General features: G+C 62.7%; 23 protein-coding genes and 2 pseudogenes. 10 read left to right on the top strand and 15 right to left on the bottom strand.

Annotation, left to right across the window (positions count from 1 at the left end; all coding sequences use genetic code 11):
• Positions 1 to 23: 23 nt before the first annotated feature.
• Together K8374_RS03835 and K8374_RS03830 are read right to left on the bottom strand one after the other, a co-directional pair.
• Positions 24 to 1,562, bottom strand: coding sequence for an MFS transporter (locus tag K8374_RS03835; protein WP_224457990.1), 1,539 nt, complete (start codon positions 1,560 to 1,562; stop codon positions 24 to 26).
• A gap of 230 nt (positions 1,563 to 1,792) precedes the next feature.
• The gene (locus K8374_RS03830) at positions 1,793 to 2,701 is read right to left on the bottom strand and encodes a LysR family transcriptional regulator (protein WP_224457989.1); all 909 of its coding nucleotides are present in this window, start codon (positions 2,699 to 2,701) and stop codon (positions 1,793 to 1,795) included.
• Positions 2,702 to 2,934: 233 nt separating this feature from the next.
• Between K8374_RS03830 and K8374_RS03825 the strand changes: the two genes are divergently transcribed.
• Positions 2,935 to 3,381: a universal stress protein gene (locus K8374_RS03825; protein ID WP_224457988.1), complete on the top strand. Its 447-nt coding sequence runs from the start codon at positions 2,935 to 2,937 to the stop codon at positions 3,379 to 3,381.
• Positions 3,382 to 3,403: 22 nt separating this feature from the next.
• Here K8374_RS03825 and K8374_RS03820 read toward each other — a convergent pair whose 3' ends face one another.
• From K8374_RS03820 to K8374_RS03805, 4 genes are read right to left on the bottom strand one after another with little or no spacing between them, the layout of a single operon-like run.
• Positions 3,404 to 4,264, bottom strand: a complete 861-nt coding sequence (locus K8374_RS03820; protein WP_224457987.1) for an HlyD family secretion protein — start codon at positions 4,262 to 4,264, stop codon at positions 3,404 to 3,406.
• 10 nt (positions 4,265 to 4,274) lie between these two features.
• Positions 4,275 to 4,475: a DUF1656 domain-containing protein gene (locus K8374_RS03815; protein ID WP_224459264.1), complete on the bottom strand. Its 201-nt coding sequence runs from the start codon at positions 4,473 to 4,475 to the stop codon at positions 4,275 to 4,277.
• 4 nt (positions 4,476 to 4,479) lie between these two features.
• Positions 4,480 to 6,657 carry an FUSC family protein gene (locus K8374_RS03810; RefSeq protein WP_224457986.1) on the bottom strand — a complete coding sequence of 726 codons (2,178 nt, stop codon included), beginning with the start codon at positions 6,655 to 6,657 and terminating at the stop codon, positions 4,480 to 4,482.
• Entirely contained in the window at positions 6,654 to 8,180 is a 1,527-nt protein-coding gene (locus tag K8374_RS03805; RefSeq protein WP_224457985.1) for an efflux transporter outer membrane subunit, read from the bottom strand. Before K8374_RS03805 ends, K8374_RS03810 begins: the two co-directional genes overlap by 4 nt.
• Before the next feature lie 181 nt (positions 8,181 to 8,361).
• Here K8374_RS03805 and K8374_RS03800 point away from each other — a divergent pair, with 181 nt between their 5' ends.
• Both K8374_RS03800 and K8374_RS03795 read left to right on the top strand, forming a co-directional pair.
• Entirely contained in the window at positions 8,362 to 9,309 is a 948-nt protein-coding gene (locus K8374_RS03800; protein WP_084857133.1) for a LysR family transcriptional regulator, read from the top strand.
• A gap of 216 nt (positions 9,310 to 9,525) precedes the next feature.
• Positions 9,526 to 10,500, top strand: a complete 975-nt coding sequence (locus K8374_RS03795) for a 2-hydroxyacid dehydrogenase (RefSeq protein WP_224457984.1) — start codon at positions 9,526 to 9,528, stop codon at positions 10,498 to 10,500.
• Between the two features lie 142 nt (positions 10,501 to 10,642).
• Here K8374_RS03795 and K8374_RS03790 read toward each other — a convergent pair whose 3' ends face one another.
• Positions 10,643 to 11,545: a DMT family transporter gene (locus K8374_RS03790; protein ID WP_224457983.1), complete on the bottom strand. Its 903-nt coding sequence runs from the start codon at positions 11,543 to 11,545 to the stop codon at positions 10,643 to 10,645.
• A gap of 164 nt (positions 11,546 to 11,709) precedes the next feature.
• On the opposite strand from K8374_RS03790, the gene K8374_RS03785 reads away from it, so the two are divergent.
• From K8374_RS03785 to K8374_RS03775, 3 genes are all read left to right on the top strand, one after another.
• Positions 11,710 to 12,585, top strand: a complete 876-nt coding sequence (locus K8374_RS03785) for a helix-turn-helix domain-containing protein (protein ID WP_224457982.1) — start codon at positions 11,710 to 11,712, stop codon at positions 12,583 to 12,585.
• A gap of 173 nt (positions 12,586 to 12,758) precedes the next feature.
• Positions 12,759 to 13,106 (top strand): HPF/RaiA family ribosome-associated protein, encoded by a 348-nt coding sequence (locus tag K8374_RS03780; RefSeq protein WP_084857125.1) that lies wholly within the window; start codon positions 12,759 to 12,761, stop codon positions 13,104 to 13,106.
• A gap of 127 nt (positions 13,107 to 13,233) precedes the next feature.
• Positions 13,234 to 13,521, top strand: a complete 288-nt coding sequence (locus tag K8374_RS03775; protein ID WP_224457981.1) for a DUF3509 domain-containing protein — start codon at positions 13,234 to 13,236, stop codon at positions 13,519 to 13,521.
• Here K8374_RS03775 and K8374_RS03770 read toward each other — a convergent pair.
• Both K8374_RS03770 and K8374_RS03765 read right to left on the bottom strand, forming a co-directional pair.
• Positions 13,510 to 13,824 carry a hypothetical protein gene (locus tag K8374_RS03770; protein ID WP_224457980.1) on the bottom strand — a complete coding sequence of 105 codons (315 nt, stop codon included), beginning with the start codon at positions 13,822 to 13,824 and terminating at the stop codon, positions 13,510 to 13,512. The two genes, K8374_RS03775 and K8374_RS03770, sit on opposite strands and share 12 nt — an antisense overlap.
• 117 nt (positions 13,825 to 13,941) lie before the next feature.
• Positions 13,942 to 14,175 (bottom strand): annotated as a pseudogene (locus K8374_RS03765) (phosphate-starvation-inducible PsiE family protein); the annotation flags it as partial.
• A 132-nt stretch (positions 14,176 to 14,307) separates the two neighbouring features.
• On the opposite strand from K8374_RS03765, the gene K8374_RS03760 reads away from it, so the two are divergent.
• A complete protein-coding gene (locus tag K8374_RS03760; protein ID WP_224457979.1) occupies positions 14,308 to 15,906 on the top strand; it encodes an AAA family ATPase in 1,599 nt (532 codons plus the stop codon).
• Between the two features lie 505 nt (positions 15,907 to 16,411).
• Here the strand turns inward: K8374_RS03760 and K8374_RS03755 are convergent.
• Together K8374_RS03755 and K8374_RS03750 are read right to left on the bottom strand one after the other, a co-directional pair.
• On the bottom strand, positions 16,412 to 16,855 hold the full coding sequence (locus K8374_RS03755) for a phosphate-starvation-inducible protein PsiE (protein WP_224459263.1): 444 nt from the start codon (positions 16,853 to 16,855) through the stop codon (positions 16,412 to 16,414).
• A 140-nt stretch (positions 16,856 to 16,995) separates the two neighbouring features.
• Positions 16,996 to 17,238 (bottom strand): annotated as a pseudogene (locus tag K8374_RS03750) (phosphate-starvation-inducible protein PsiE); the annotation flags it as partial.
• A gap of 228 nt (positions 17,239 to 17,466) precedes the next feature.
• Between K8374_RS03750 and K8374_RS03745 the strand changes: the two are divergent.
• Positions 17,467 to 17,727 (top strand): YebG family protein, encoded by a 261-nt coding sequence (locus K8374_RS03745; protein WP_224457978.1) that lies wholly within the window; start codon positions 17,467 to 17,469, stop codon positions 17,725 to 17,727.
• A gap of 142 nt (positions 17,728 to 17,869) precedes the next feature.
• Here K8374_RS03745 and K8374_RS03740 read toward each other — a convergent pair whose 3' ends face one another.
• Entirely contained in the window at positions 17,870 to 18,889 is a 1,020-nt protein-coding gene (locus K8374_RS03740; RefSeq protein WP_084857114.1) for a Leu/Phe/Val dehydrogenase, read from the bottom strand.
• 123 nt (positions 18,890 to 19,012) lie between these two features.
• Here K8374_RS03740 and K8374_RS03735 point away from each other — a divergent pair, with 123 nt between their 5' ends.
• Positions 19,013 to 19,819, top strand: coding sequence for a SirB1 family protein (locus K8374_RS03735; RefSeq protein ID WP_224457977.1), 807 nt, complete (start codon positions 19,013 to 19,015; stop codon positions 19,817 to 19,819).
• Here the strand turns inward: K8374_RS03735 and maiA are convergent.
• Genes maiA through hmgA form a run of 3 tightly spaced genes read right to left on the bottom strand, consistent with a single transcriptional unit; the run spans position 19,813 to position 23,055 of the window.
• Entirely contained in the window at positions 19,813 to 20,445 is a 633-nt protein-coding gene (gene maiA / locus K8374_RS03730; RefSeq protein WP_224457976.1) for a maleylacetoacetate isomerase, read from the bottom strand. The two genes, K8374_RS03735 and maiA, sit on opposite strands and share 7 nt — an antisense overlap.
• Before the next feature lie 12 nt (positions 20,446 to 20,457).
• A complete protein-coding gene (gene fahA / locus K8374_RS03725; protein WP_224457975.1) occupies positions 20,458 to 21,750 on the bottom strand; it encodes a fumarylacetoacetase in 1,293 nt (430 codons plus the stop codon).
• A gap of 3 nt (positions 21,751 to 21,753) precedes the next feature.
• The gene (gene hmgA / locus K8374_RS03720; protein WP_224457974.1) at positions 21,754 to 23,055 is read right to left on the bottom strand and encodes a homogentisate 1,2-dioxygenase; all 1,302 of its coding nucleotides are present in this window, start codon (positions 23,053 to 23,055) and stop codon (positions 21,754 to 21,756) included.
• A gap of 196 nt (positions 23,056 to 23,251) precedes the next feature.
• Here hmgA and K8374_RS03715 point away from each other — a divergent pair, with 196 nt between their 5' ends.
• A complete protein-coding gene (locus K8374_RS03715; RefSeq protein ID WP_224457973.1) occupies positions 23,252 to 24,028 on the top strand; it encodes an IclR family transcriptional regulator in 777 nt (258 codons plus the stop codon).
• Positions 24,029 to 24,149 lie beyond the last annotated feature (121 nt).

Raw genomic sequence — 24,149 nt, 5'->3', positions numbered from 1 at the left:
CAGTCTCGAATTTCATCCAGGGCTCAGGCCACCGCACGCGGTGGATAGACCCGGGTAGGCACGAAAGGAATCAGGCAGATCAGGGCCACGGCGATGCCGGCCAGGACCAGGTACAGGTCGGCCGAGGTCAGCACCAGGGCTTGTTCATGGATGCGTTTGGCCAGGCCGGCAGCGTTGTCGTCGACCAGCGGGGCGTTGCCCAGGCTGTCCACCAGGTGGTTGGAATGGAAATGCCGGCGCAGGGTGCCCAGGGCGTCCAGCAGGCCGGCTGCGACCACCGAGGCCAGGCCCTTGACGGTGTTGAACCAGCTCGAGGCGAACGGACCTTCCTGCGGAGTCATGCCGTTGGTGGACAGCATCAGCAGCGGCAGCACGGCCATCGGCTGGCCGAACACCTGCAAGAGGTAGAACGGATAGAAGTCGCTCCGGATCCACTGCGAGGTCAAAAGGCTGCTGCCCACGCAGCTCAGCGCCAGCATGCCCAGGCCCACGGCCAGTACCCAGCGGCAGTCCACCGCGCGGATGTTGCACAGCGCGGCCGCCAGCGGCAGGGCGATCAACTGCGGCATGGCCACCAGCAGCATCAATGGGCTGGTCTGCGCCGGGCGGTAACCCTGGATCTGCGCCAGGTACGCCGAAGGGAGGCTGCCTACGCCCGACAGCACGATCAACACGCCGGCCAACGTGACCAAGGCAAAGCTCAGGTTGCGGCGCGACAACAGGCGCAGCTGGAAGAACGGCAGCGGTTCGGACCATTCGTTGTACATGAACAGCACCAGCAACAGCAGGCCACCGCCCAGCAGCCAGCAGATCAGTGGCGAGTCGAACCAGCCCCAGCGGTCACCCAGCGACAGGCCCAGGACGATGCAACTGATGGCCGGCAGGCCCAGCACCACGCCACGCCAGTCGAACTGCTTGAAGCGCTCCAGGCGCAGAGGGTCCTGGGGAAGGCCCCAGCCGACGCAGAACATGGCCAGGCCCGACGGCAGGATGATCTGCCAGAAGGCCCACTGCCAACCGACGTACTCGGTCCACAGGCCCGCCAAGGGCGTGCCCAGGTTGGGGCCGAAGGTGGCGGTCAGGGCGTAGCAGGCCAGGCCGTAGACTTTGATGCCCGGCGGCAGAAAACGCAGCGCCACGGTCATCAGCATCGGCGGCAGGGCACCAGAGGCCAGGCCTTGGACGACACGCAGCAGCATCAGGCTGTGCAGGTTGGGAGCGAACGGTTGTACCAGGCCAAGCACGGCGAACACGCCGATGGTGCACATCGTGAAGCGACGCAGGGAAAAGGTGCCCGCCATCCATGGGGCGAAGGCCATGGCCGACACCGAGGCCGCTGAGTACACCGCCAGCAGCCAGGCGCCCTCGTCGGCACCGATGCCCATGGCGCCACGGATATCGGCCAGGGAAATCTTCGTCACCGCCTCGTTGAGGCCGGCACAGAGCACCGCCAGCAGCACGCCGAACAGCCCGACCACCACCCGCAGGCCGAACGCCGTTTGCGCCGGGGCGGCCGGCGCTGGGGCGGCGAGCACGGCGGAAGGCGCGGACAGGGAACTCATGGACAGACATCTCCAGCAACAATTTAAGGCAGAGGAGAAGTCTAAAAAGGTCGAATGCTGACGAAAACTGACTTATTGGCAGTTTTAAGTTGCGTCAGGCGCAATCCATGCCAAGCGCTTACCGCCCCCATCGCGGGACAAGCCCGCCCACAGGTACCGCGCCGTTTTAGAAAGCCGTAGAGAACCTGTAGGAGCGGGCTTGTCCCGCGATGGGCGCACAGCGCCCCTCTTCACGGATCGACGCTGCAACAGGCCTTCAACGTCTGGCGCAACCAACGATGCGCCGGGTCGTTCTGAAAGCGCGGGTGCCATGCCTGCATGACGGTCACCTGCTCCAACGGCAACGGGATCTGGAACGAGCGCAGCGGCAACCCCAGCTTGTTCACGCTGTTGAGAATGTTGGCCGGCATCGGCAGGAGCAGGTCCGAATCGGGCAGCGAGAACATCGCCGAGTGAAAGCTCGGGGTGATCAACGCCACGCGCCGCTGCACCTTGTGGTTGGCAAGCTCCATATCGATCGGCCCGTTGGCCCGGCCACGTCGCGAGACGCTGATCTGCGGGTAGGCGGCGAAGCGTTCCGGGGTGATTTCGGCGTCGAAGATCGGGTGGTCGCGCCGGGCCAGGCCGATATAGACGGTCTGGAACAAGCTCTGCACCTTGATCTCCGGCCCCAGGTCGATGGTCGAGCTGATGATCAGGTCGGTGCGCCCATCCCGCAGTACGCTGTCGTCATCCCCGCCTGGGCTCTCCGGGACGAACCTGAGCACGGTACGCGGCGCCTGCTCGTGCATCATGCGCAGCAACTGCGCGCCGTAGAGGGCGATGAACAGGTCGTTGGTGCGGATATTGAAGGCCCGTTCCAGGTTCGGCAGGTCCACATCGTCGCCACTGCGAAACACCTGCCCGGCCTGCTCCACCAGGGCCGAGACCTGCTCGCGCAGGGCCAGTGCCCGGGGCGTCGGTACCAGGCCGCGGCCGGCACGGACCAGGATCGGGTCGCCCAGGGCATCGCGGATCCGGCCCAGGGTACGGCTCATCGCCGCCGGGCTCAGGTTCATGCGCCGGGCCGCACCGACCACGCTGCCCTCGTCGAGCAGCGCATCGAGGGCGACGAGCAGGTTCATGTCTGGCAGTTGCATGGCCGTTTTCCGTGACAGCTGTAGGAAATGCGATGTTAGCAGGTTGGTGGATTGCGTCTGGCGCAACGACGCCGTGCGTAACAGGCCATTTATTCCCTGCACGATTCGGCCAAGAATACCGATATACCTGCATTGCCCCATCGCCGGACAAGCCCGCTCCCACAGGTTGTGCACCGAGCTCGAGGGCCGCGTTGTCCCGCGATGGGGTCTCGACTGACAGCCAAGGAACCCCCATGCCCCGCCCGGTCCTGATCGCCATCGACGCCTCCCCCGCCAGCCACACCCTGCTCGACCTCGCCCATCGCTACTGCCGCCCCGGCGAGCATGAACTGCATGTGCTGCTGGCCATCGACACGACCTTCGCCGTGCACGAGCGCCCGGCGACCTACACCGAGCAGGAACAAGAGGAATACCCCGCCGCCTGCGAGGAGCAGCGCCTGGCCGAGCAGGCCGTGGCCGGTGCCGTGCGCACCTTGCGCGAGGCAGGCTTCGATTGCCATGGCAGCGTGGTCGCCGCGGAGCCGGTCGATGCCATCGTCGAAAAAGCCCAGGCGCTGGCGTGCGAGTTGATCGTCATGGGGCACCGGCACCTGTCCCGGCTGGGACGGTTGCTGGACCCTTCGGTCAGCACGAAGGTGATCGATCGGGTGCAAGTGCCGGTGTTGGTGGGGGTGGCCTAGGCTCCCCTTTAGAGCGCTGCGCTTAGCCCTCGCTCGGCTTGACCACTACCGTGCAGGTCGTGCCCGCAGCCAGCAGGAAGCCGTCGGGCACTTCGTCGATGTGAATCCGCACCGGCACCCGCTGGGCCAAGCGCACCCAGTTGAAGGTCGGGTTCACATCGGCGATCAGCTCGCGGCTCTGCGGGTTGTCGCGGTCGTAGATGCCCCGGGCGATACTCTCCACATGGCCCTTGATGCGCTCGCCGCTCATCATCTGCAGTTCGGCCTGGTCGCCCACCTTCACATGGGGCAGCTTGGTCTCCTCGAAGAAGCCGTACACCCAGAACGAGTGCTCGTCGACCACCGCCATCACCGCCTCGCCGGTGCGGGCGTAGTCCCCTTTGTGAACGTTCAGGTTGGTGACGTAGCCATCGACCGTGGCGATGATCCGCGTGCGCTCGAGGTTCAGCTCGGCGGCAGCCAGCTGGGCCTGGGCCTGCTGGTAGTCGGCCAGGGCGGCGCTGGCGATGTTGCTGGCGTCGTCGCGGTTTTCCTTGGAGATCACCAGGTTGTCCAGGTCGGCGCGGCGCTTGGCGTTGACCTTGCGCATTTCCCAGGTGGCCTTGCGCGAGGCGACCAGGGCCTTGGCCTGGTTCACCGCCAGCTGGTAATGCTCGGGGTCGATCTGGATCAGCAGGTCACCTTTCTTCACCCGCTGGTTGTCCCGTACCGGCACGTCCACCACATAGCCCGGCACATCGGCGGCGACGTTGATGATGTCAGCGCGCACCCGACCGTCGCGGGTCCAGGGCGTGGTCATGTAATGCAGCCACAACTGCCGGCCGATCACCACGGCGCCCGCCAGCACCAGCAAGGTGGCGATCAGGCTGAAGAACTTTTTCATCGAAGGTTTCTCACCAATACAAGGACAGCGCCATGGCGCCAAAGAGGCAGATGAACAGGCACAGGCGCAGCAACGCCGGGTGCCAGAAGAAGCGGTAGCCGTCCATGCTGGCGATGAATCGGTCCAGGCCCCAGGCCAGGCCCGCGGCGAACAGGAACATCAAGGTCATGGAGGGCATGTACACGCCATGGAAGGCGATTTCACGGGGCATGATTTCACGGAGCACGGTGCAGTCCTTTCGCCGGGGCCAACGGCGACTGTGGGTCGAGCAGGGAGGTACGGATGAAATGCAGGTAGCTCTGCACCCGGCGCAACACCGAGGTGTCGAAGTGCCGGGCGAAGGGTTCATCGGTGGCTTGCACGCGGCTGATGGCGTGGTCCACGGCCACCAGGGCGCGTTCGTGGTTGCTGGCGTTGGGCTGCAGGAACAACCGCGCCAGGGCCCGGCCCATGACACGGATGGCCTGGCGCCAGGGCTGCGACTCGGCATAGGCCGGGTGCACCGGCGCGCGTACCTGTTCCTTGCGCAACTCGATGATCGCGTGGCCGATCTCCAGCACGGTGAACATCCAGCGCATCAGCTCGCTCTGTACCTGAGGCTTGCCGGCGGCCAGGCCATAGGCTTGGTGCAGCAGGTCCCGGGTGCGGCTTTCGAAGGCCGAGCCGAGCCCGCGCAGGCGCCCGGTGATGGCGAACAGCACCTGCTCGCGCAGGTCCTGCTCCAGGCGGCTCCAGAGCCAGCGGCTGTTGGGCGGCAGGATGATCGCCCCGGCGGCGGCGCAGACCAGCATGCCGATGACCATGCCGATGTAGTCGTTGATGAAGGTGTACGGGTTGTAGATCGTCAAGTTGTTGGGCACCGAGCCGATGGCGAAGAACACCAGCAGGCCGATGCCATAGCCTGCGTAGGCCGGGCGTGAGGACAGGAACGCGCCGAACACGAACACCGGCGCCAGCACGGCGCACAGCAGCGGGAAGCCGTCGATCCAGGGAAACACGAAGAAGGTTTCGAAAAAGCCGATGAAGGCACCGATCATCGTCCCGCAGGCCATCTGGAACGACATGCGCTTGGGATTCGGCGAGGCGGCCGACAGGCCCACGGTCACCGTGGCGATCAGGGTCATCATGGCGCCGCTGGGCCAGTCGCTGAGCAACCAGTAGCTGCCCAGCAGCAACAGCACCGCCGAGGCCCGCACACCGGCAGCCAGGGACACCAGCCAGTTGGTCTGGGCCACATAGGGTTCGTCCCAGTGTTCGCGCTCATGGTTGTGCGCAGACAGCGAGGCGTGGGTCTGGGCGTAGCTGTACATCTCGTCGACGAAGCGGTACAGCAGCTCGAAGGCGGTGTGGAAGTCGAGCAGGTCGGCCTCGCTGGGGTCGGTCTGGACATACTCGGCGCGCAGCGTACGCACCTGGGCTTGCAGGCCCTCCTTGTAGGCGGCCAGTTCCAGGGTCAGGCGCAGCGCATCGGCATCGGTCAGCGCCCGGCCAACGTAGGGTTCGAGCAGTTCGGCGAGCGTCGCCAGGCCCGGCTCGATGGCGCCAACGATCTGCAGCGGGCCGCGGGCGCGCAGGCGCTCGAGCAGGCGGTGCAAGGCGTTGAAACGCGTGGTGATGGCCATGAACTCGCTGTTCATGCGCACCAGCCGGCCCGAACGCCTGCGCATGTGCGGGTCTTCGAACGCGGTGACGTTACGCAGGCTTTCAAGGCCCACGGCCTCGGCGATGAAGCGTACGTTGCTGGTCTCGAAGCGATCGCGCTGGCTGTCGCCGCGCAGCGCTTCGACCACCACCCCGGCGAACACGCCAAAGCGCTGGTACAGGGCGTTGCGCATGGCGGCGCTGGCCGACTGCGGCAGGATCGCGGCACTGACAGCGGTCGACACCAGAATCCCCAGGGAGATCTCCAGCACCCGCCATACCGCCGCCATGAACGCCTGGTCCGGGTGCTCGAGCACCGGCAGGCCGATCATCGCCGCGGTGTAGCCGGCCAGCACGAAGCCATAGGCGCGGAAGGTGCGATAGCGCATGGCACCGGCCGAACACAGGCCGACCCACAGGGCCAGGCTGGGCAGGAACAGCTCGGTGTTCTGCGGGAAGATCGCGATCAGCGCGACCATCATCGCCGAGCCGGCCAGGGTGCCGAGCACCCGGTAGAAACTCTTGGCGAACACATGCCCGCTCTGCGGCTGCATGACGATGAACACGGTGATCATCGCCGTACGCGGCTGCGGCAGCTCCAGGCGCATGGCCAGCCACAAGGTGACGAAGGCGGCGACCAGGATCTTGAAGATATAGACCCAGGTCACGCCGTCAGTGCGCGCCCAGGCGAAGAAGCCCCGGCGCCACTCCAGGCTTTGCAGCCAGCGCAGGGGTAGGCTCGTGGTACTCATTCGGCGTGGCCTGGCGTGTCGAAGATGGCCAGCGTGGCAGGCGTTTTCGGGGCCGCCTGGCGCTGTTCGTCGGGCACGTCCCGGCCGGCCTCCAGCCCCCCGCCCAAGGCAGTGACCAGCTCGGCGTGGGCGGCCAACTGTGCGGCCTGGACCTGCTGCTCGATCTGCTGCTGGCGGAACAGCAAGGTCTGGGCATTGAGCACGTTGAGGTAGTCGGTCAGGCCACGCTGGAAGGCGACCATGGCGATGTCGTAGGTCTTCTGCGCGGCGGCCACGGACTCGGCGGCGAAATGTGCCTGCTCCTTCATCGACTCGCGGCGGATCAGCTGGTCGGAGATGGTCTTCAGCGCACCGATCACCGTCTGGTTGTAACGAGCCACGGCGACGTCATAGCCCGCCGAAGCCACGCCCAATTGCGAGCGCAGGCGGCCGCCATCGAAGATCGGCAAGCTGATCGCCGGGCCTACGTTGTAGTTGAACTTGCGCCCGGTGAGAAACTCCAGCGGGCCGCCACCGGTGGCCATGAAGCCCAGGCTGCCGACCAGGTCGACGTTGGGGAAGAAACCGGCATGGGCGACATCGATGCCACGGGCCTGCGCGGCCACCTGCCAGCGGCTGGCGACCACGTCGGGGCGCTGGCCGACCAGTTCGGCGGGCAGGTTCGAGGGCAGCTTCAGCGGTGCGCCCAGGGTCAAGGTCGGGCGCTGGAGCTGGGCGCCCTCCCCTGGCCCCTTGCCGGCCAAGGCGGCCAACTGGTTGCGGGTCAGGGCGATTTCTTCGTTGAGGCTGTCGAGCTGGCGATGGGTCTCGGGCAGCGGCGCCTCGGCCTGGCTGACCTCGAAATGGGTGCCCAGGCCGCTGTCCAGGCGACGCTTGGCCAGGGCGAGGATCTGCTCCTGCTGCTCCAGCTCGGCCTGGACGATATCGCGCTGGGCGAAGTGCAGGCTCAGCTGGATGTAGGCGCGCACCACGTTGTTCACCAGTTCGAGCTGGGCCTGGCGGGCCTCGGCGACGCTCATGTGCGCCTGGTCCACGGCCTGTTCGCTGGCATTGCGCTCGCGGCCCCAGAGATCCAGGGCGTAGCTGAAGCCGATGGCGGCGTTGTTGTCCCAGGTGTTGGCACCGGACAGCGCGCCAGGGCCGTAGAACTGATCTTCCGGCCAGTTGTGGCGCTTGAGGATGGCCTGGCCGTTGGCTTGGAGCTTTTCCGCCGATTCCACCACACCCGCCATGGCCTTGGCCTCGCGCACCCGCGCCGCGGCCATGGCCAGGCTCGGGCTGCCGGCCAGAGCCAGCGTGACCCAGCGGTCCAGCTGCGGGTCGCCATAGGCGCGCCACCACTGCTGGGCCGGCCAATGGGCGTCGGTGGCCGCTTCGCGGATCGCATCGTCGGTGGTCAGGGTGTTGGCTTGCAGCGTCTTGCTTTGCGGGGCGATGCCCCAGGTTCCGATACAGCCGCTCAAGGTGAGGCTAAGGGCACAGGCACTGAGCGCATTCAGCGCTCTGATGATGCGACGCGGCACAGCTGCGATTTCCCGAGGAAGAGGTGGATGAGGCCGGGCAATTCTAGGGGGCGGTCGCACTGGCGATAAGCGTATATTCCTGCGAATCTTTGTTACCAAAACAGCGATAATCCGGCTTTAGTCTGAAGACCGCTTCGGTTACTTCATGTCACAATTTTGTCCTCTACCTTGAGAGTGACCCATGGACACCCTGCAAAACATGCGTGCTTTCAGTTGCGTGGCCCAGCTCGGCAGCTTCACGGCCGCCGCGGCGCAACTGGATACGACCACTGCGAACGTCTCGCGGGCGGTCTCCAACCTGGAAGCCCATCTGCAAACCCGGCTGCTCAACCGCACCACCCGGCGTATCGCCCTGACCGAGGCCGGCAAGCGCTACCTGATGCGCTGCGAACAGATCCTGACCTACGTCGAGGAAGCCGAGGCCGAGGCCAGCGACGCCCATGCCCGCCCCGCCGGCCAGTTGAAAGTGCACTCGATGACCGGCGTGGGCCAGCACTTCGTGGTCGATGCCATCGCCCGCTACCGCGACTCGCACCCGGACGTGACCTTCGACCTGACCATGGCCAACCGCGTGCCGGACCTGCTCGACGAAGGCTATGACGTGTCCATCGTACTGGCCAGCGAACTGCCGGACTCCGGCTTCGTCTCCCAGCGCCTGGGCATTACCTACAGCATCGTCTGCGCATCGCCCGACTACGTGGCCAAGCATGGCACCGCGCACAAGCCCGCCGACCTGCTCAAGCATTCGTGCCTGCGCATGGTCAGCCCGGTGATCCCGCTGGAAAAATGGCTGTTCGACGGCCCGGAAGGCCAGGAAGTGGTCAACATCACCAGCTCGCCGTTCCAGGTGAACTCGGCCGATGCCATGAAGACCGCCATCCGCAGTGGCATGGGCGTGGGTGTGCTGCCGATCTATTCGGCCATCGACGGCCTGCGTGACGGCAGCATCGTACGGATCATGCCCGACTACCGCCTGCAGGAACTGAACCTGTATGCGATCTACCCGTCGCGCCAGTACCTGGATGCAAAGATCAAGACCTGGGTCGAGTACCTGCGCAACTCGTTGCCGGAGATCCTCGCGGCGCACGAGGCGGACCTCAAGACCCACGAGCTGTTGATCGCCAACTGAGAAAGCGGCTGCACGTGGACCCGAGACAATGGTAGGTTGCTGGTCACTCGTTCCAGGCAGTTGAGTCTGGGAGGGCTTTGCCCTCCATCGCGGCACAAGGCCGCTCCCACAGGTACAGCGCCCCCCTGTAGGAGCGGCCTTGTGCCGCGAAAGGGCCGCAATGCGGCCCCGTCTTCCTGCCTGACTCCGTTCCCCTGCCTTGCAGAGAAGTTGCCGATGAAAAAGACCGTCCTGGCCTTCAGCCGCATCACCCCGGCCATGGCCGAACGCCTGCAGCAAGACTTCAACGTGATCGTGCCCAACCCCAAGCTCGGTGACGTTGCCGCCCAGTTCAACGAAGCCCTGCCCGAAGCCCACGGCCTGATCGGCGTCGGTCGCAAGCTCGGCCGCGCGCAACTTGAGGGCGCGGCCAAACTGGAGGTGGTGTCCAGTGTCTCGGTGGGCTACGACAACTACGACCTGGACTACTTCAACGAACGCGGCATCGCCCTGACCAACACCCCGGACGTGCTCACCGAGAGCACCGCGGACCTTGCCTTCGCCCTGGTCATGGGCTGTGCTCGCCGGGTCGCCGAGCTGGACGCCTGGACCAAGGCCGGCCAGTGGCAGGCCACCGTCGGCCCCGCCCAGTTCGGCAGCGATGTGCACGGCAAGACCCTGGGCATCGTCGGCCTGGGCAACATTGGTGCGGCCATCGCCCGTCGCGGCCGCTTCGGCTTCAACATGCAGGTGCTGTACAGCGGCAACAACCGCAAGCCGGCGCTGGAGCAGGAATTGGGCGCACAGTACCGCAGCCTGGACCAGTTACTGGCCGAAGCCGACTTCGTCTGCCTGGTGGTGCCGCTGTCGCAGGCCACGCGCAAGTTGATCGGGGCCCGTGAGCTGAAGCTGATGAAGCCCAGCGCGTTCCTGGTCAACGTGTCCCGTGGGCCGGTGGTGGACGAAGCGGCGTTGGTCGAGGCCCTGCAAGCCGGTACGATTCGCGGCGCCGGGCTGGACGTGTACGAGAAGGAGCCACTGGCAGACTCGCCGCTGTTCGAACTGCCAAACGCCCTGACCCTGCCTCACGTAGGCTCGGCCACCGCCGAAACCCGCGAGGCCATGGCCAACCGGGCGATCGATAACCTGCGGGCGGCGCTGCTGGGGGATCGGCCGCGAGACCTGGTGAACCCGCAGGTCTGGAAGGGCTGAGGCCTCGCAGATCCTGTGGGGCTTGTCCCGCGATCAAGGGCGAAGCCCTTGCCATGCCACCGCGATGGCAGGACCGCCCCAATCGCGGGACAAGCCCGCTCCCACAGGCTCCCGCTGAATCGACCCGTTATGTACCCTGCCCTCACCTGACAGCAACCGCATCGCCCACTTTGCTTGCCCTGGGCTTGCGAAACACCAGCACATTCCCCGCCATCACCGCCACCAGCCCCAACAGCGCCGGCGCCGTCCACTGGTACCCTTCGGCCACCGCCGACACGTTCAACGCCACCAGCGGGAACAGCACCGTGCAATACGCCGCCCGTTCCGGCCCCATACGTCCCACCAATGTCAGGTAGGCGGTAAAGCCGATCACCGAGCCTGGGATCACCAGGTACAGCAGCGAGCCGATATAGCGCATGTTCCATTCCATGTCGAAGGGAATGCCGCTCGACAGGCAATAGACCGCCAGCATCGATGCGCCGTATACCATGCCCCAGGCATTGGTGGTCATCGGCCTGAGGCCGGCCTTCTGCTGCAGGCTGGACAACATATTGCCGGCCGAGAAGCACAAGGTGCCAAGCAACGCCAAGCCCAGGCCATAGAGCGTCTGGCCGCTGGCGCCATGGCTGGACAGCTCCGGCCAGAAGAGCAGGCCCAGGCCCAGCAGCCCCAGGGCGCCACCGCCCAGCACATTGGCGGCGATGCGCTGGCCGAAGAAAATTCGCGCATTCAGGGCATTCCATAAGGTGGCGGTGGAGAACACCACGGCGATCAGCCCGCTGGCGATCCACTGGCTGGCGCTGAGAAAGCACATGAAGTTGACACAGAACAGGCACAGCCCCTGGGCCAGGCAGACCAGGTGACCACGTCTGTCCATCGGCTGCAGGCGGCGGGTGAGCAGGAGGATGGCGAACAGGATCAGGCCGGCCAGGGCGAAGCGGTAGACGATCGACACCGGGATGGCGACCACGCCCAGTTGCAGTTTCAGGGCGATCCAGGTGGTGCCCCAGATCAGGACGGTGAGCAAATACAGCGACAGGTTCATGAGGTTTCTCCAGGCTACCTGAACGGGGCCGCGGTGCAGCCCTCGCCGGGTACCAGTCTCCGCTCGCCTTCGAGTGCCCCGCTTGCACAAACTTGCGCTTTTCCCGCCACGGGGGCTGCCAGCCACCCAGCGCCGCAGTAGGATGGCATCGAGAGGAATCGCCCATGACGCCACTGACCCAGCTGCACGTCTTCAATGCCATGCACGCCTCGCCCCATGCCCGCCTGGAACTGAGCGCGCAGCTGGGTGACGGCCTGGCCGCAGCCTTGTGGAGCAACCGCAACGACGCCCGCGACTACCAGTCGCCCAGCCACCATACCCTGTCCTGCTACATCGCCGACGGCACTGGAATCTTCCGTCGCCAGCGCCCGGCGGACAAAGGCGCACCGGACAAGCTGTGCATCATGCCCGCCGGCCACGAATCCAACTGGGTAGTCAACGGTGCGGTCCGCCTGGCTCACCTGTACGTCAGCGAGGAACAGTTCGCCCTCGGCTGCATTCGCCTGCTCGACCGCGAACCCCGGGAGATGCAGTTGCAGGAGGCGACATTCCTCGACGACCCGCTACAGGCTCGACGCTTCCGCCAACTGGTAGCCATGGACTGGGACGAACCTGGCGAGCGCCTGCTGGCCAGCAGCCTGGCCCATGAAATCATCGACCATGCCGTGCTCTGCCAGGCCGCGCTGCGCCACGGGCTGCGCTTGAAAGGTGGGCTGGCCCCGCATCAACGCCGGCAACTGGTCGACTACATCGAAGCGCACCTGGAGCAGCCCATCACCCTGGGGGAGCTGGCCCTGCGCTGCAACCTGTCCGAATACCATTTCGCCCGCATGTTCCGCGCAAGCTTCGGCCTGCCGCCGCACCAGTACCTGCTGGCGCGGCGCCTGCACCGGGCCTGCGGGCTGCTGCGCCTGGGCCCGTTGCCGCTGGGCGAAGTGGCGCTGCTGTGTGGGTTCGCCAGTGCCAGTCATTTCAGCAACCGGTTTCGCCAGGCGTTGGGGGCGACGCCAGGCGAATACAGGGCGGCGTTCAATCGCTGAAGGGATGCGTACCACCGGCTCGCTGGCTGGATTTGCAACAGGAAATTTATTTTACGAAGGGGGTTGATTTCGCTTCGCCGTTGCCTGACTTTAGAGTCAAGAGGCGAAGAAATTCCAAGGGCCTCAGTGGCCTAGGCGCGCCTCTTGCGAGCAAGCTGAATAAGGATTGAATCATGCAAATCCAGGTCAACAGCAGCAATCACATCGAAAGCAACATCCGGCTCAATGAGTGGGTCCGCAGCACGCTGGAAAGCAGCCTCGAACGTTACGAGGACGACCTCACCCGCATCGAGGTCCACCTGCGCGACGAGAACGGCACCAAGCCCGGCCCGCATGACAAACGCTGCCAGATGGAGGCTCGCCCGAAAGGCCATCAACCGATTTCCGTGACCCACACCGCCACTTCTCTGGACCAGGCGGTCGATGGCGCCGCCAGCAAGCTGAACAATGCGCTGGAACACTTCTACGGCAAGTTGCGCAGCAAACGTGGCGTGCTGCAGCTGAGTGACCCCGAAGCCTGACCCACTGTAGGGCACGGCAACGCCCGGCTACATGCCGGGCGTTTTCGTTTCCGCTGGTCAGCCTTCCTGAACCAACCTGGCGTTCACCCGGTCAACCCCTGCAGTCATTCTTCGCAGACAAACGACCATGCACAATCCATTCGACCAGATCAGCGATGCCTTCGCCCCCGACTATCGGGTCAACCTGAGTATCGAAAGCCTGGATGGCAGCATCATGCTCACGCTCTCGGACGACGATGGGATAGCGGCCAAGCGGTTGATCACCGCCGCCCAGCGCAACGATCCACAACGCCTGCAGCGTGTCATCGACAGCATCCGCCTGGGCCTGGCCGCGGACCAACACGGCACCGCCGTGGAGGTCCTGGCCAGCCTGCCGCGCGCGAAGCCGCCGGCTATCTCGCATTCAGCGCGATAGCAACAGGTTGTCTATGGCTCGCTCGAAGTCGGACAAGCGCAAGCCACCTACACGCGATGCCGGGTCGAAGGTGGCCGGTGCGTGGAACACGCCGACCAGCCCTTGGTCGTAGGTCGGGATCTCCTCGCGCTCGACCCAGTATTCGGCCTCCTCCACCAAGGTGCGGACACTCACCACTTCTTCGTCGATGACATCGGCGATTTCGTTGACGTAGGTGGCGTCCGGATCAATGCCCAGGGGGAGAAAGAACGCGCTCAGGTATTGGCGGATCTCTTCGGTCAGCACGTAGTCGTCAAAGCTCATGTTGATATCCAGGGCGGCGCGCAAACCTCACGCCCCCTTGGCGTGATCCCAGGCCGCGGCCACGCCCCGGATTTCACAGCCCTGCCCGCCCCGACCGGCATTAGCGGCATACCACCCTTACTTGCCGTCTTCCACTTCCTTGCCGTTGGCATCGAGCACCTTGGTGGAGGGGTAGCGATACGAGGCGTAGCGCACCACCAGGATGGAAAACGCCAGCAACAGGACGCCGCCGCACAGGTACAGCAGCCCAACGTCGGGCGCCTTGTGATGCGAGACGTCGCCGATCAGCAGGCGGGTCAAGGCGGTGATCGCCACGTACAGCAGGAAGCGGATCGGCATGTGGTTGGTCTTGAGCAACGGGTCCTAACACTGCCCGGGCCCTGTCACACGAAATCCTTATACATTCGGCTTTTAAGGGCAACTAGCTACTATTAGAGTGGGTATGATACCTTCTTACATACCCATGCCTAATAGAAGGTTTTTATGAGACTTAAAAAAGTTCGCTTATTTAATGGATACAAAAGATTCCACGACCTCACTATCGACTTAGGTGAAGAACCAGCAAGACTAATTGCGTTGGTTGGCCCTAATGGCTGCGGGAAAAGCAGCGTATTAGACGGAATTCTTTTCCACAGCAATGCATACGGACAAATAGGAAATAAACAAGGGAAGGACTATACATATCACTCTATGACAGGAGATAGGTCATTAGACTACCAAAGCATAAAGCTAGACTTTGACAATGGGGACTATTATCAGAACAGAACTGAAAGGGCAGGAAAAGAAAACACAATGTTTTCATTCCGAAGCCCCTATCGCTACAACAGCCACCTTGACGTAAAAGATTCCAAAGCCGTAAGCGACATAATACTAAATAACTACGGAGCTACGACTGCTTCAGATTTAGACGATAAGATGGAGGAAAGCTATAGACGACTCAACATAAAATTTAACAAATACATGAACGAAAACGACTGCCGACCAAGCGAAGCAAAAGAAAAAATCATTGAAGACCTAAATAAATCCTTAAGAAACTGCTTAGACATCGAAATCGACAACATAGGAAATATAGAAAGCTCTCAAGGAACCTTATACTTTCGAAAAACAGGTCAACGCACCACCTTCTCTTTCAACGTCCTTTCATCTGGAGAGAAAGAAGTTGTAGACTTACTACTCGACCTTTATCTCAGGCAAGACGACTTCAATGATACAGTTTTTCTACTCGACGAACCAGAACTACACATAAACACATCAATACAAAAAAACCTACTAATAGAAATAGACAAACTAATAGGAAAAAATTGTCAAATTTGGATAACAACACACAGCATAGGGTTCATGCGAGCACTTCAGGAGAATTTCAAAGAAAACTGCCAAATCATATACTTCGACCCAAACAACAAGTACTCAACAGAGTCGGTTACTCTCAAGCCATCAGAAAAAACCTTAACGATATGGCGTAAGATATTTTCTATAGCCTTAGATGATCTAACACATCTACTCAGTCCCAAAAGGATAGTCTATTGCGAAGGCCGTGACAGTCCTGGTTCTGGAGGAAGAGAGCGAGGCATGGACGCTCAAGCATTCAACAGTATCTTTAACGAAAAGCACCCTGATACTCTTTTCATATCCAGCGGTGGAAATACAGAGTTAGACCAGAGAAGCGAAATAGCAATAGCTATTCTTTCGAAGGCATTACCATCGGTAGAGGTACTTGTACTAAAAGACAGAGATTCTGGTTCTGGAAAACCTATCACCCAACAGGATCGAGATCGTTACTTAGAGAACAACCCTGACAACCATCGCATGCTCAAACGCTGGGAAATCGAAAATTATCTTTTCAGTAAAGAAGCGTTAAAAGCATATTGCAGCAGCCAAAGCACCACCTTTGACGAGGTAGCTTACGACAACTTAGCGACGGACATAGAAAACCAGAGCATAAAGGACGAAGTATCAAGAATAAGAAATATTTGCGGATTATCTACAAGCATAAACGCTGACAAACTAAAATTGAACATTGCCAAGGTCTTTCCTTCTGAATCCGCATCTTACAAAGAATTAGAAGCTTGTATTTTCAGCTAAAACCCAGGGGCATTTTTAATGCCCCTCCCCGAAAAGCTTCCCTGCAATCCCAAGCATCATCGACGACCTCTTTATCGTATCAACGACATACTTGATGTAGATTTATTTAATGAATAATATCATAGCCAGAATAGATAAAAATAGAGGCATCCCCTACACAAACACAATCCGAATCATGGACTTCATCGTGTAAACATCACCAATCAGTCTCGCCCCAAGGCAGTAATTGCTACACACTTAAAATACAAATCAAAAACCAACTATATTTAAGAAATATATATCCACGATTACTCCATGATCCAGATAGGGGTGACTGCAACTATTTATCTGCGGATAAATTTGACTGATCATTTCATTTTTACGAAAACCATTGAAGCCCTAGCTTTCTCCCCCATCGTCAGCACGAATACTCTTCTCGATCGCTTCCTTGGACTAAATTTAAGATCCCTTACCTCCGCAGCATAAGCTTAAAAAAGGAAAAGCCGCCCGCAAGCGGCTCACATCGTCAATCCGTCTTCTCTTTTACTGATGGAAACCTAGCAGAAGCATACCGCACGACGAGAATCGAAACGGAAAGCAGAACCACTCCCCCAGTCAGATAGAGAATCCCTTCATCCGGTGACTTATGATGCGACACATCGCTAATCAGTAGCCGAATCAAGGCTGTAACCCCTATGTAAAGCAAAAACCTGAGCGGCATATGATTTGTGCGAAAGTAAATTCCGCTCATCGCCAGTAATTCGAGATAGATGAATAGCAGTAGAATGTCATCGACGCTGATTTTGTCTTGATGAAGCATGTCGATGAATGTCGTAATACCTGCATAAACAGTAATCGCACCGATCCCAAATAGAGCAAGATAGTGGAACAGTTCAACACTGAGATTACCTAGACTGTTCGCTCCCGAATGTAGCCTCACCCGCATTCGATCTGCCCATTTCATATCTATCCCCCTCCTTTACACGTCAAATCGACAAAAATATTTGAGCAGCAAATCCAAGCCGCGAACACCACAAGCTACGCTATAACAAAATAATTTTTCTGAAACTTCAAGAAAGCCGGGGTTTGAGGAAGTGTTAGTATCGTGCGGTTGGTCTTGAAGTAGATCCCGACCATCGCCCCCAGCTCCAGGTAGATGAACAGCAGCAGGATGTCATCGACGCTGACCCCGCCCTTGCCCATGTCCAGGAAGGTCATCACCGCCGCGTAGGCCGTGATGGCGCCGATGCCGAACAACGCCAGGTAATGGAAACCCTCGACACACAGGTTGCCCAGCGAGTCGGCGGAGCCATGCAGGCCCTTGCGCAGTTTTTCTGCCCATTTGATGTTCACGATGTTCGATTCCCCGATACGAGCTGAAGGATGATGCGCCACGCCTGTGACGCTTTGTGCATGCAGTTAAAGGGCCAGGCCCTTGGCTTGGAAGGCGACCGATTGCCGCAAGGCACCTGTGGGCTAGGCTCAGTGGAAAAAAGGCCATCACCGTGGTTGCATCTGCATGGCCTGACCGGATACTGTATATGCATACAGCAACCCAGCAAAAAGGCACAGAGGTGATGAATGGCCGTCGAAGTGGTGTACCGCAGCAGCCGCGACCCGGAGCGCTTGTTCATGGATAAGGCCGAGGCAGACCGTCACGATAAAATGCTCGAACTGGCCGAGCGCCTGGCCGACGTGTTGCACAAGGCGGTGCCGTCGCTGACCGAGCAGCAGGTCGAGGAGGCCGGTATCTACATGGCCAAGAACCGCGATGTATTCGCCCGGGCGTTCAAGAACCAGCCGGATGCGCTGGCGGAACTGCTTGAGGGCGGTACGGAGTAGTTACTGGAGTGTGCGGTCGGCCACCGCAATCGCGGGCAAGCCCACTCCCACATGATGGCCCTGCAACGCCTGGTTTGTATCCAGCTCAGCTCCTGTGGGAGCGGGCTTGCCCCGCGATTGAGCCCTTGCAGGCAACACCGGCTCACCCATACAGCAACCGCTCCGCCAGCATCTGCGCCACCCTGGCCGGCGAGCGTTTTTCCGCCTGGGCATGGGCGAACACTTCGGTCAGCCGCGTGGGAATGCGCGCCAGGTGCGAGGTGATCGTGCCCAGGTTCTCGCCTCGGTGAGTCAGCGCCACGTAGATCAGGCCTCCGGCATTGATCACATAGTCCGGTGCATAGAGGATGCCACGTTTTTCCAGTTGGTCGGCCACCTGCAGCGTGGTCAGCTGGTTGTTCGCTGCCCCGGCCACCGCCGCACAGCGCAACTGCATCACGCTCTGGCCATTGAGCACCGGCCCCACGCCGCACGGCGCGAAGATATCGCAAGGGGTATTGACCAGCGCTTCGCTGGCGACCGGGTGGGCCCCCAATTGTTCCACGGCCAGGCGCACGCGCCCTGGGTCCAGGTCGCTGACCAGCAACTCCGCACCCGCCGCATGCAGTTGTTCGGCCAGGGCATAGCCGACATTGCCCAGTCCCTGCACCGCTATCCGTAAACCTTCGAGGTTGTCGCTGCCCAGACGCGCCATGGATGTGGCGCGGATGCCAGCGAATACGCCCATGGCCGCGTGCGGTGAAGGGTCGCCCGAGGCGGTGGTGCTGGTGACGTGCGGGGTGCTCTGGGCGATGCAGTCCATGTCCAGGGTCGAGGTGCCGCTGTCCACGGCCGTGATGAAACGCCCTTGCAGGCTGTCGACGAAACGACCGAACGCCTCGAACAGCGCCGCACGGTTTTCCACATGGGGGTTGCGCACGATCACCGCCTTGCCGCCGCCCAACGGCAGGCCGGCCAATGCCGCCTTGTAGCTCATGCCCTGGGCCAGGCGGATGGCATCGGTCATGGCACTTTCGTCATCAGCGTAAGGCAAGTAGCGGCAGCCGCCCATGGCAGGCCCCAGTTGCTCACTGTGAATCACCACCACGGCCTTCAGGCCCGTGGGCGGGTCGATGCACAGGTGCAGCGACTGGGTACGGGTGCTTTGCATGAGCGCGAACATCAACGGGCTCCCCAGAGAGGTGCTCCTACCAGTATAGGCAGCCCGCCAAGGCCCGATCCCCCGGCGGACCACTGGACGAAAGCACCCGCCAGGGCTAAAAGATAAGCGTATGTGGAGATGCCCATGAACCCACGCCAAGCCTGCCTGGCCTGCCTGGATCGCGAACCTGTCGCCCTGCTGGAAGCCACGCTGTGGATAGCCGCCGAACACGACCGGACGCTGGACCCGGCGGCGAGCCTCGCCCAGCTGCAGGACCTGCAACGGGAGATCAGCACGCAATTGCCGCTCCTGCCCCTGCACGAGCTGGCCCAGCCGCTGCTGCGTCAACTCAGCGCCCTGGGCTTCCAACAGGACGAGTACCACCCCTTGCGACCTCAGGTGGCGTTGATGGACAAGGTCCTGCAACGTCGTCGCGGCCAGCCGCTGACCCTGGCCATCCTCGCCCTGGAGCTGGCGCGACGCCTTTCGATACCCTTGGAAGGGGTGAACTTCCCGGGCCATTTCCTGCTCCGGGTGCCCGGTGCCGACCACCTGCTCGACCCCTGCGGCGGCCGGCGCCTGTATCCGGCGGACTGCCGCCAGCTGCTGGCCCGCCAGTTCGGCCCGCACATGCCGCTGACCGCCGAACACATGCGCAGCGCCACCCCGGCGCAGATGCTCCAACGCCTGTCGCGCAACCTGCGCCACCTGCACGGTAGCAACGACAATGCCCTGGCCGCGCTGGTCGACGCCGAACGGGTGATGCAGCTGGGCCCTGTGCTGGTCAGCGACTATTTGGCCCGGGCCACGCTCTATCAGCAACTGGACTGCCCCCAGGCCGAACGCTACGACCTGGAGCATGCCCTGCTACTGACCGACGACCCGGTACAGCGCCTGAAACTGAGCGAACGCCTTGGCCAACTGCCATCGGCCAAGCGTTCGATTCACTGAGCCGGCGTGTCCGGCTGGCGGGAAGGGTGCGCCTTGGCAAAGGCCGGGTGCGCCTCGGCCAAGGCCTTCACGCGACGAATCCGCGGGTAGCCCGCGAGGTCGACGTTGAAGCGCTCGGCGGCGTATAGCTGCGGGATCAGGTACACATCCGCCAGGCCCGGCTGGTCGCCGAAGCAGAAGCCCTCGTCACCGATCAGTTGCTCCACTGCGGCAAGGCCCTGGCCGACCCAATGGGCGATCCATTGGTTGACCTGGGTTTCGTCATGCCCCAGCTGGCGTAGCTGGTTGAGCACGCTGACGTTGTGCAGCGGGTGGACATCGCAACCGATGATCGCTGCCACGCCACGTACCTTGGCCCGCGCCTCGGCCGTCGTGGGCAACAATGGCACCTGTGGATAGGCCTCCTCCAGGTACTCGATGATCGCCGGCGACTGCACCAGCAGCGCGCCCTCGTCGGTGCGCAGGGCCGGCACGCGCCCTTGCGGGTTGAGTGCCAGGTAGCCTGCGCCGCGCTGTTCGCCCTTGAGCAGGTTGACTGGCAGGGCCTGGTAGTCCAGGCCTTTGAGCGCCAGGGCGATGCGTACCCGGTACGACGACGTGGAACGGAAATAGGTGAACAGCTCCATACGCCCTGCCCCTCAATTGGCCGAGATGACTTTGCCGCGGCACTCGCCGAAGCCGATGCTCGCCACACCGTCACGGGTGCAGCGAGCGCGCAGGATGACTTCGTCGCCGTCTTCGAGGAACTTGCGCACCTCGCCGCTGGCCAGCTCCACCGGGTGCTTGCCGCCCTCGGTGATCTCCAGCAGGCTGCCGAACGAACCCGGCGCCGCGCCGGACAAGGTGCCCGAGCCGAACAGGTCGCCTGGCTGCAGCTGGCAGCCGTTGACGCTGTGGTGGGCGACCATCTGCGCCACGGTCCAGTACATGCTGCGGGTGTTGCTCAGGGTCAGGCGATGGGCCGGCAGGCCCTGCTCGCGCATGCGCTCGGTGAGCAGCAGCACTTCCAGTTCGATGTCGAAGGCGCCAGCGGCCTGGTCACGCTCATCCAGCAGGTAAGGCAGCGGTTGGGGGTCGCCTTCCGGGCGCTGGGCCTGGGCACAGCGGAACGGCTCCAAGGCCTCGGCGGTAACCACCCAGGGCGAGATAGTGGTGATGAAGCTCTTGGACAGGAACGGGCCCAGCGGCTGGTATTCCCAGGCCTGGATGTCGCGCGCCGACCAGTCGTTGAGCAGGCAGTAGCCAGCCACGTGCTCGGCGGCGTCGCCTACCGGGATGGACTGGCCCATGTCGTTGCCCTGGCCGATCCAGATACCCAGCTCCAGTTCGTAGTCCAGACGCGCGCACGGGCCGAAGTTCGGCTCGGCCTGCCCGGCCGGCAGGGTCTGGCCCTTGGGGCGACGCACGTCGGCGCCGCTGGGGCGGATGGTCGAGGCGCGGCCGTGGTAGCCGATAGGCACGTACTTGTAGTTCGGCAGCAACGGGTTGTCGGGGCGGAACAGCTTGCCGACGTTCTTGGCGTGCTCGATGCCCACGTAGAAGTCGGTGTAGTCGCCGATCTTCGCCGGCAGGTGCAACTGGCATTCGCTGGCCGGATGCAGCGCAGCCTTCAGCGCGTCCTGGTGTTCGCTGTGCTCGCCGAGCAGGGCCAGCAGGCGTTCGCGCAAGGCCACACGGGCTGGGCGGCCGAGGGCGAAGAAGGCGTTCAGCGCGCCGCCACGGGTGGCCTCCACGGCAGCCTTGGCCTGGCCGTCGAACAGGCCGGCAGCCAGCACCGCTTCCAGGTCGAGGATGGCGTCGCCGATGGCCACACCGCAACGCGGTGCCTGGCCCGGGCGGCTGAAGATGCCCAGGGGCAGGTTCTGCAGCGGGAAGTCGCTGTGCCCATTGGCGTGCTCGACCCAGCTACGGGCGATGGCGGTCTGGTTCATGGGTTATCTCCGATTCGGGTTGAAGGTGCTCGGCAAGGTGGCCCAGCAACTATCGTAGTCGGCCTGCAACTGCGGGCACTCGAGGGCGTGCAGGCTCGGACGCAGCACCTGGCTGGTCTCGAACATGAAGGCCATGGTGTTGTCGATCTTGTGCGGCGCCAGGTCGGCGGCGATGGCCTTCTCACAGGTTTCCGCATCCGGCCCGTGGGCGCTCATCACGCCGTGCAGCGAGGCACCACCGGGCAGGAAACCTTCTGCCTTGGCATCGTAGGCACCCTGGATCAGGCCCATGAACTCGTTCATCAGGTTGCGGTGGAACCACGGTGGACGGAAAGTGTTCTCGGCCACCATCCAGCGTGGCGGGAAGATCACGAAGTCCATGTTGGCCAGGCCGTGGACGCTGGTCGGCGAGGTCAGCACGGTGAAGATGGACGGGTCCGGGTGGTCGAAGCTGACCGTGCCGATGGTGTTGAAGCGGCGCAGGTCGTACTTGTAGGGCACGTTGTTGCCATGCCAGGCGACCACGTCCAGCGGCGAATGCTGCAGCTCACAAGCCCAGTGCTCGCCAAGGAACTTCTGCACCAGCTGCACGGGCCCTGTGGCCTCTTCGTAATGCGCTGCCGGGGTGAGGAAGTCGCGCGGGTTGGCCAGGCCGTTGCTGCCGATCGGGCCCAGGTCCGGGAGGCGCAGCGGTGCGCCATGGTTCTCGGCGATGTAGCCGCGGGCCTGGCTGTCGAGCAGCTCGACCCGGAACTTCATGCCACGCGGGATCACTGCGATCTCCAGCGGCTCGACCTGCATCACGCCAAGCTCGGTGGCGATGCGCAGGCGGCCGTGTTCCGGCACCAGCAGCAGCTCGCCGTCAGCGTTGAAGAACACCCGCTCCATGGAGCGGTTGGCGCGATAGATGTAAATGCTCACGCCGGCCGGCTTATCGGCGGCCGAGTTGGCCACCATGGGCAGCCAGCCGTCGATGAAATCGGTGGGCTCGGTCGGAATCGGCTGCGGGCTCCAGCGCAGGCGGTTGGGCGTGGAGGCGCCCAGCGGGCCGGCCAGTGGCTGGCGCTCGAGGCGCTCGAAGCGCGGGTGCAGCGCAGAGGGGCGGATGCGGTACAGCCAGGTACGACGCTGTTCGCTGCGGGCCATGGTGAACGCGGTGCCCGAAAGCAGTTCGGCGTACAGGCCGTAGGGCGCTTTTTGCGGGGAATTCTGCCCGACCGGCAGCGCGCCGGGCAGCGCCTCACTGGCGAATTCGTTGCCGAAGCCGCTCAGGTACTGAAGGTCTGGGGAAGAGTCGCGGGTCATCGGTGCCTCCGGGCTCGATGGGAGCCGTTGTGGGCAGCTGGCTGTGGGCCTGCTGCTGCGCATTCGAGCGAGCGATCCAGGCATGGCAGCGCGTCTGCATTGTTTTTATCGTAATCAGATTACGAATAACGTAATTTGATTGCCGAAAGGCGTCAAGCTATAAAGACGCCCACCTGTCTCCCTGGATACCCGCACCATGGCCAAAGCCAGCTCCCCTGCCGACAACGGCAAGCAGAAGGTTCGCTCGGCGGAAGTCGGCACCGACATACTCAAGGCGCTTGCCGAGCTCTCCCCGTCCACCTCGCTGTCACGCCTGGCCGAACATGTGGGGATGCCGGCGAGCAAGGTGCACCGCTATTTACAGGCCTTGATCGCCAGCGGCTTCGCCGAGCAGGACCCGGCCACCAATCACTACGGCCTGGGCCGTGAGGCGCTGCGGGTGGGCATGGCCGCACTGGGCAGCATCGACGTACTGAAGGTAGCGGCACTGCCGCTGTCGCAACTGCGCGACGAGCTCAACGAAAGCTGCTTCATCGCTGTGTGGGGCAACCAGGGAGCAACGGTCGTGACCATCGAGCCGGCGGTGCGGGCGGTGACGGTGGTGACCCAGATCGGCTCGGTGCTGCCGTTGCTGAGCTCGTCCACCGGCCTGGTATTCGCGGCCCACTTGCCGGAGCGGGAGACGGTGGAGCTGCGCGAGCAGGAATTGGCGGCGATGAACCAGGTGTATGGCGACTACGCGCCGTTGCTGGCGCAGATTCGCGAGCGCGGCCTGCACCACGTGCATGGCCTGCTGATGCCGGGCGTGGATGCCTTGTCGGCGCCGGTGTTCAACGCCATGGGGCAAATTGCAGCGGTGATGACCGTGGTCGGCCCGACCTCGATCTTCCATGCCGATGAACACGGCCCAGCGGCCAAGCGGCTGCTGGCGGCGACCCAGGCCACCAGCTGGCGGATGGGCTATGCGCCCTAGAAAGTCGGCCGACACTGCCCCTTGTAGGAGCGGGCTTGCCCCGCGATCGGCTGCGTAGCAGCCGTAAAATCAGCCCCCCCGATACAACAGGCAGACCGAGGCGGCGGCGTTTGCGGCTGCT

The organism is Pseudomonas sp. p1(2021b) (genome assembly GCF_020151015.1).
Lineage (GTDB): Bacteria > Pseudomonadota > Gammaproteobacteria > Pseudomonadales > Pseudomonadaceae > Aquipseudomonas > Aquipseudomonas putida_K.
Note: the sequence above shows the minus strand (reverse complement) of the source record. Positions and strands in the feature narration are given on the sequence as shown.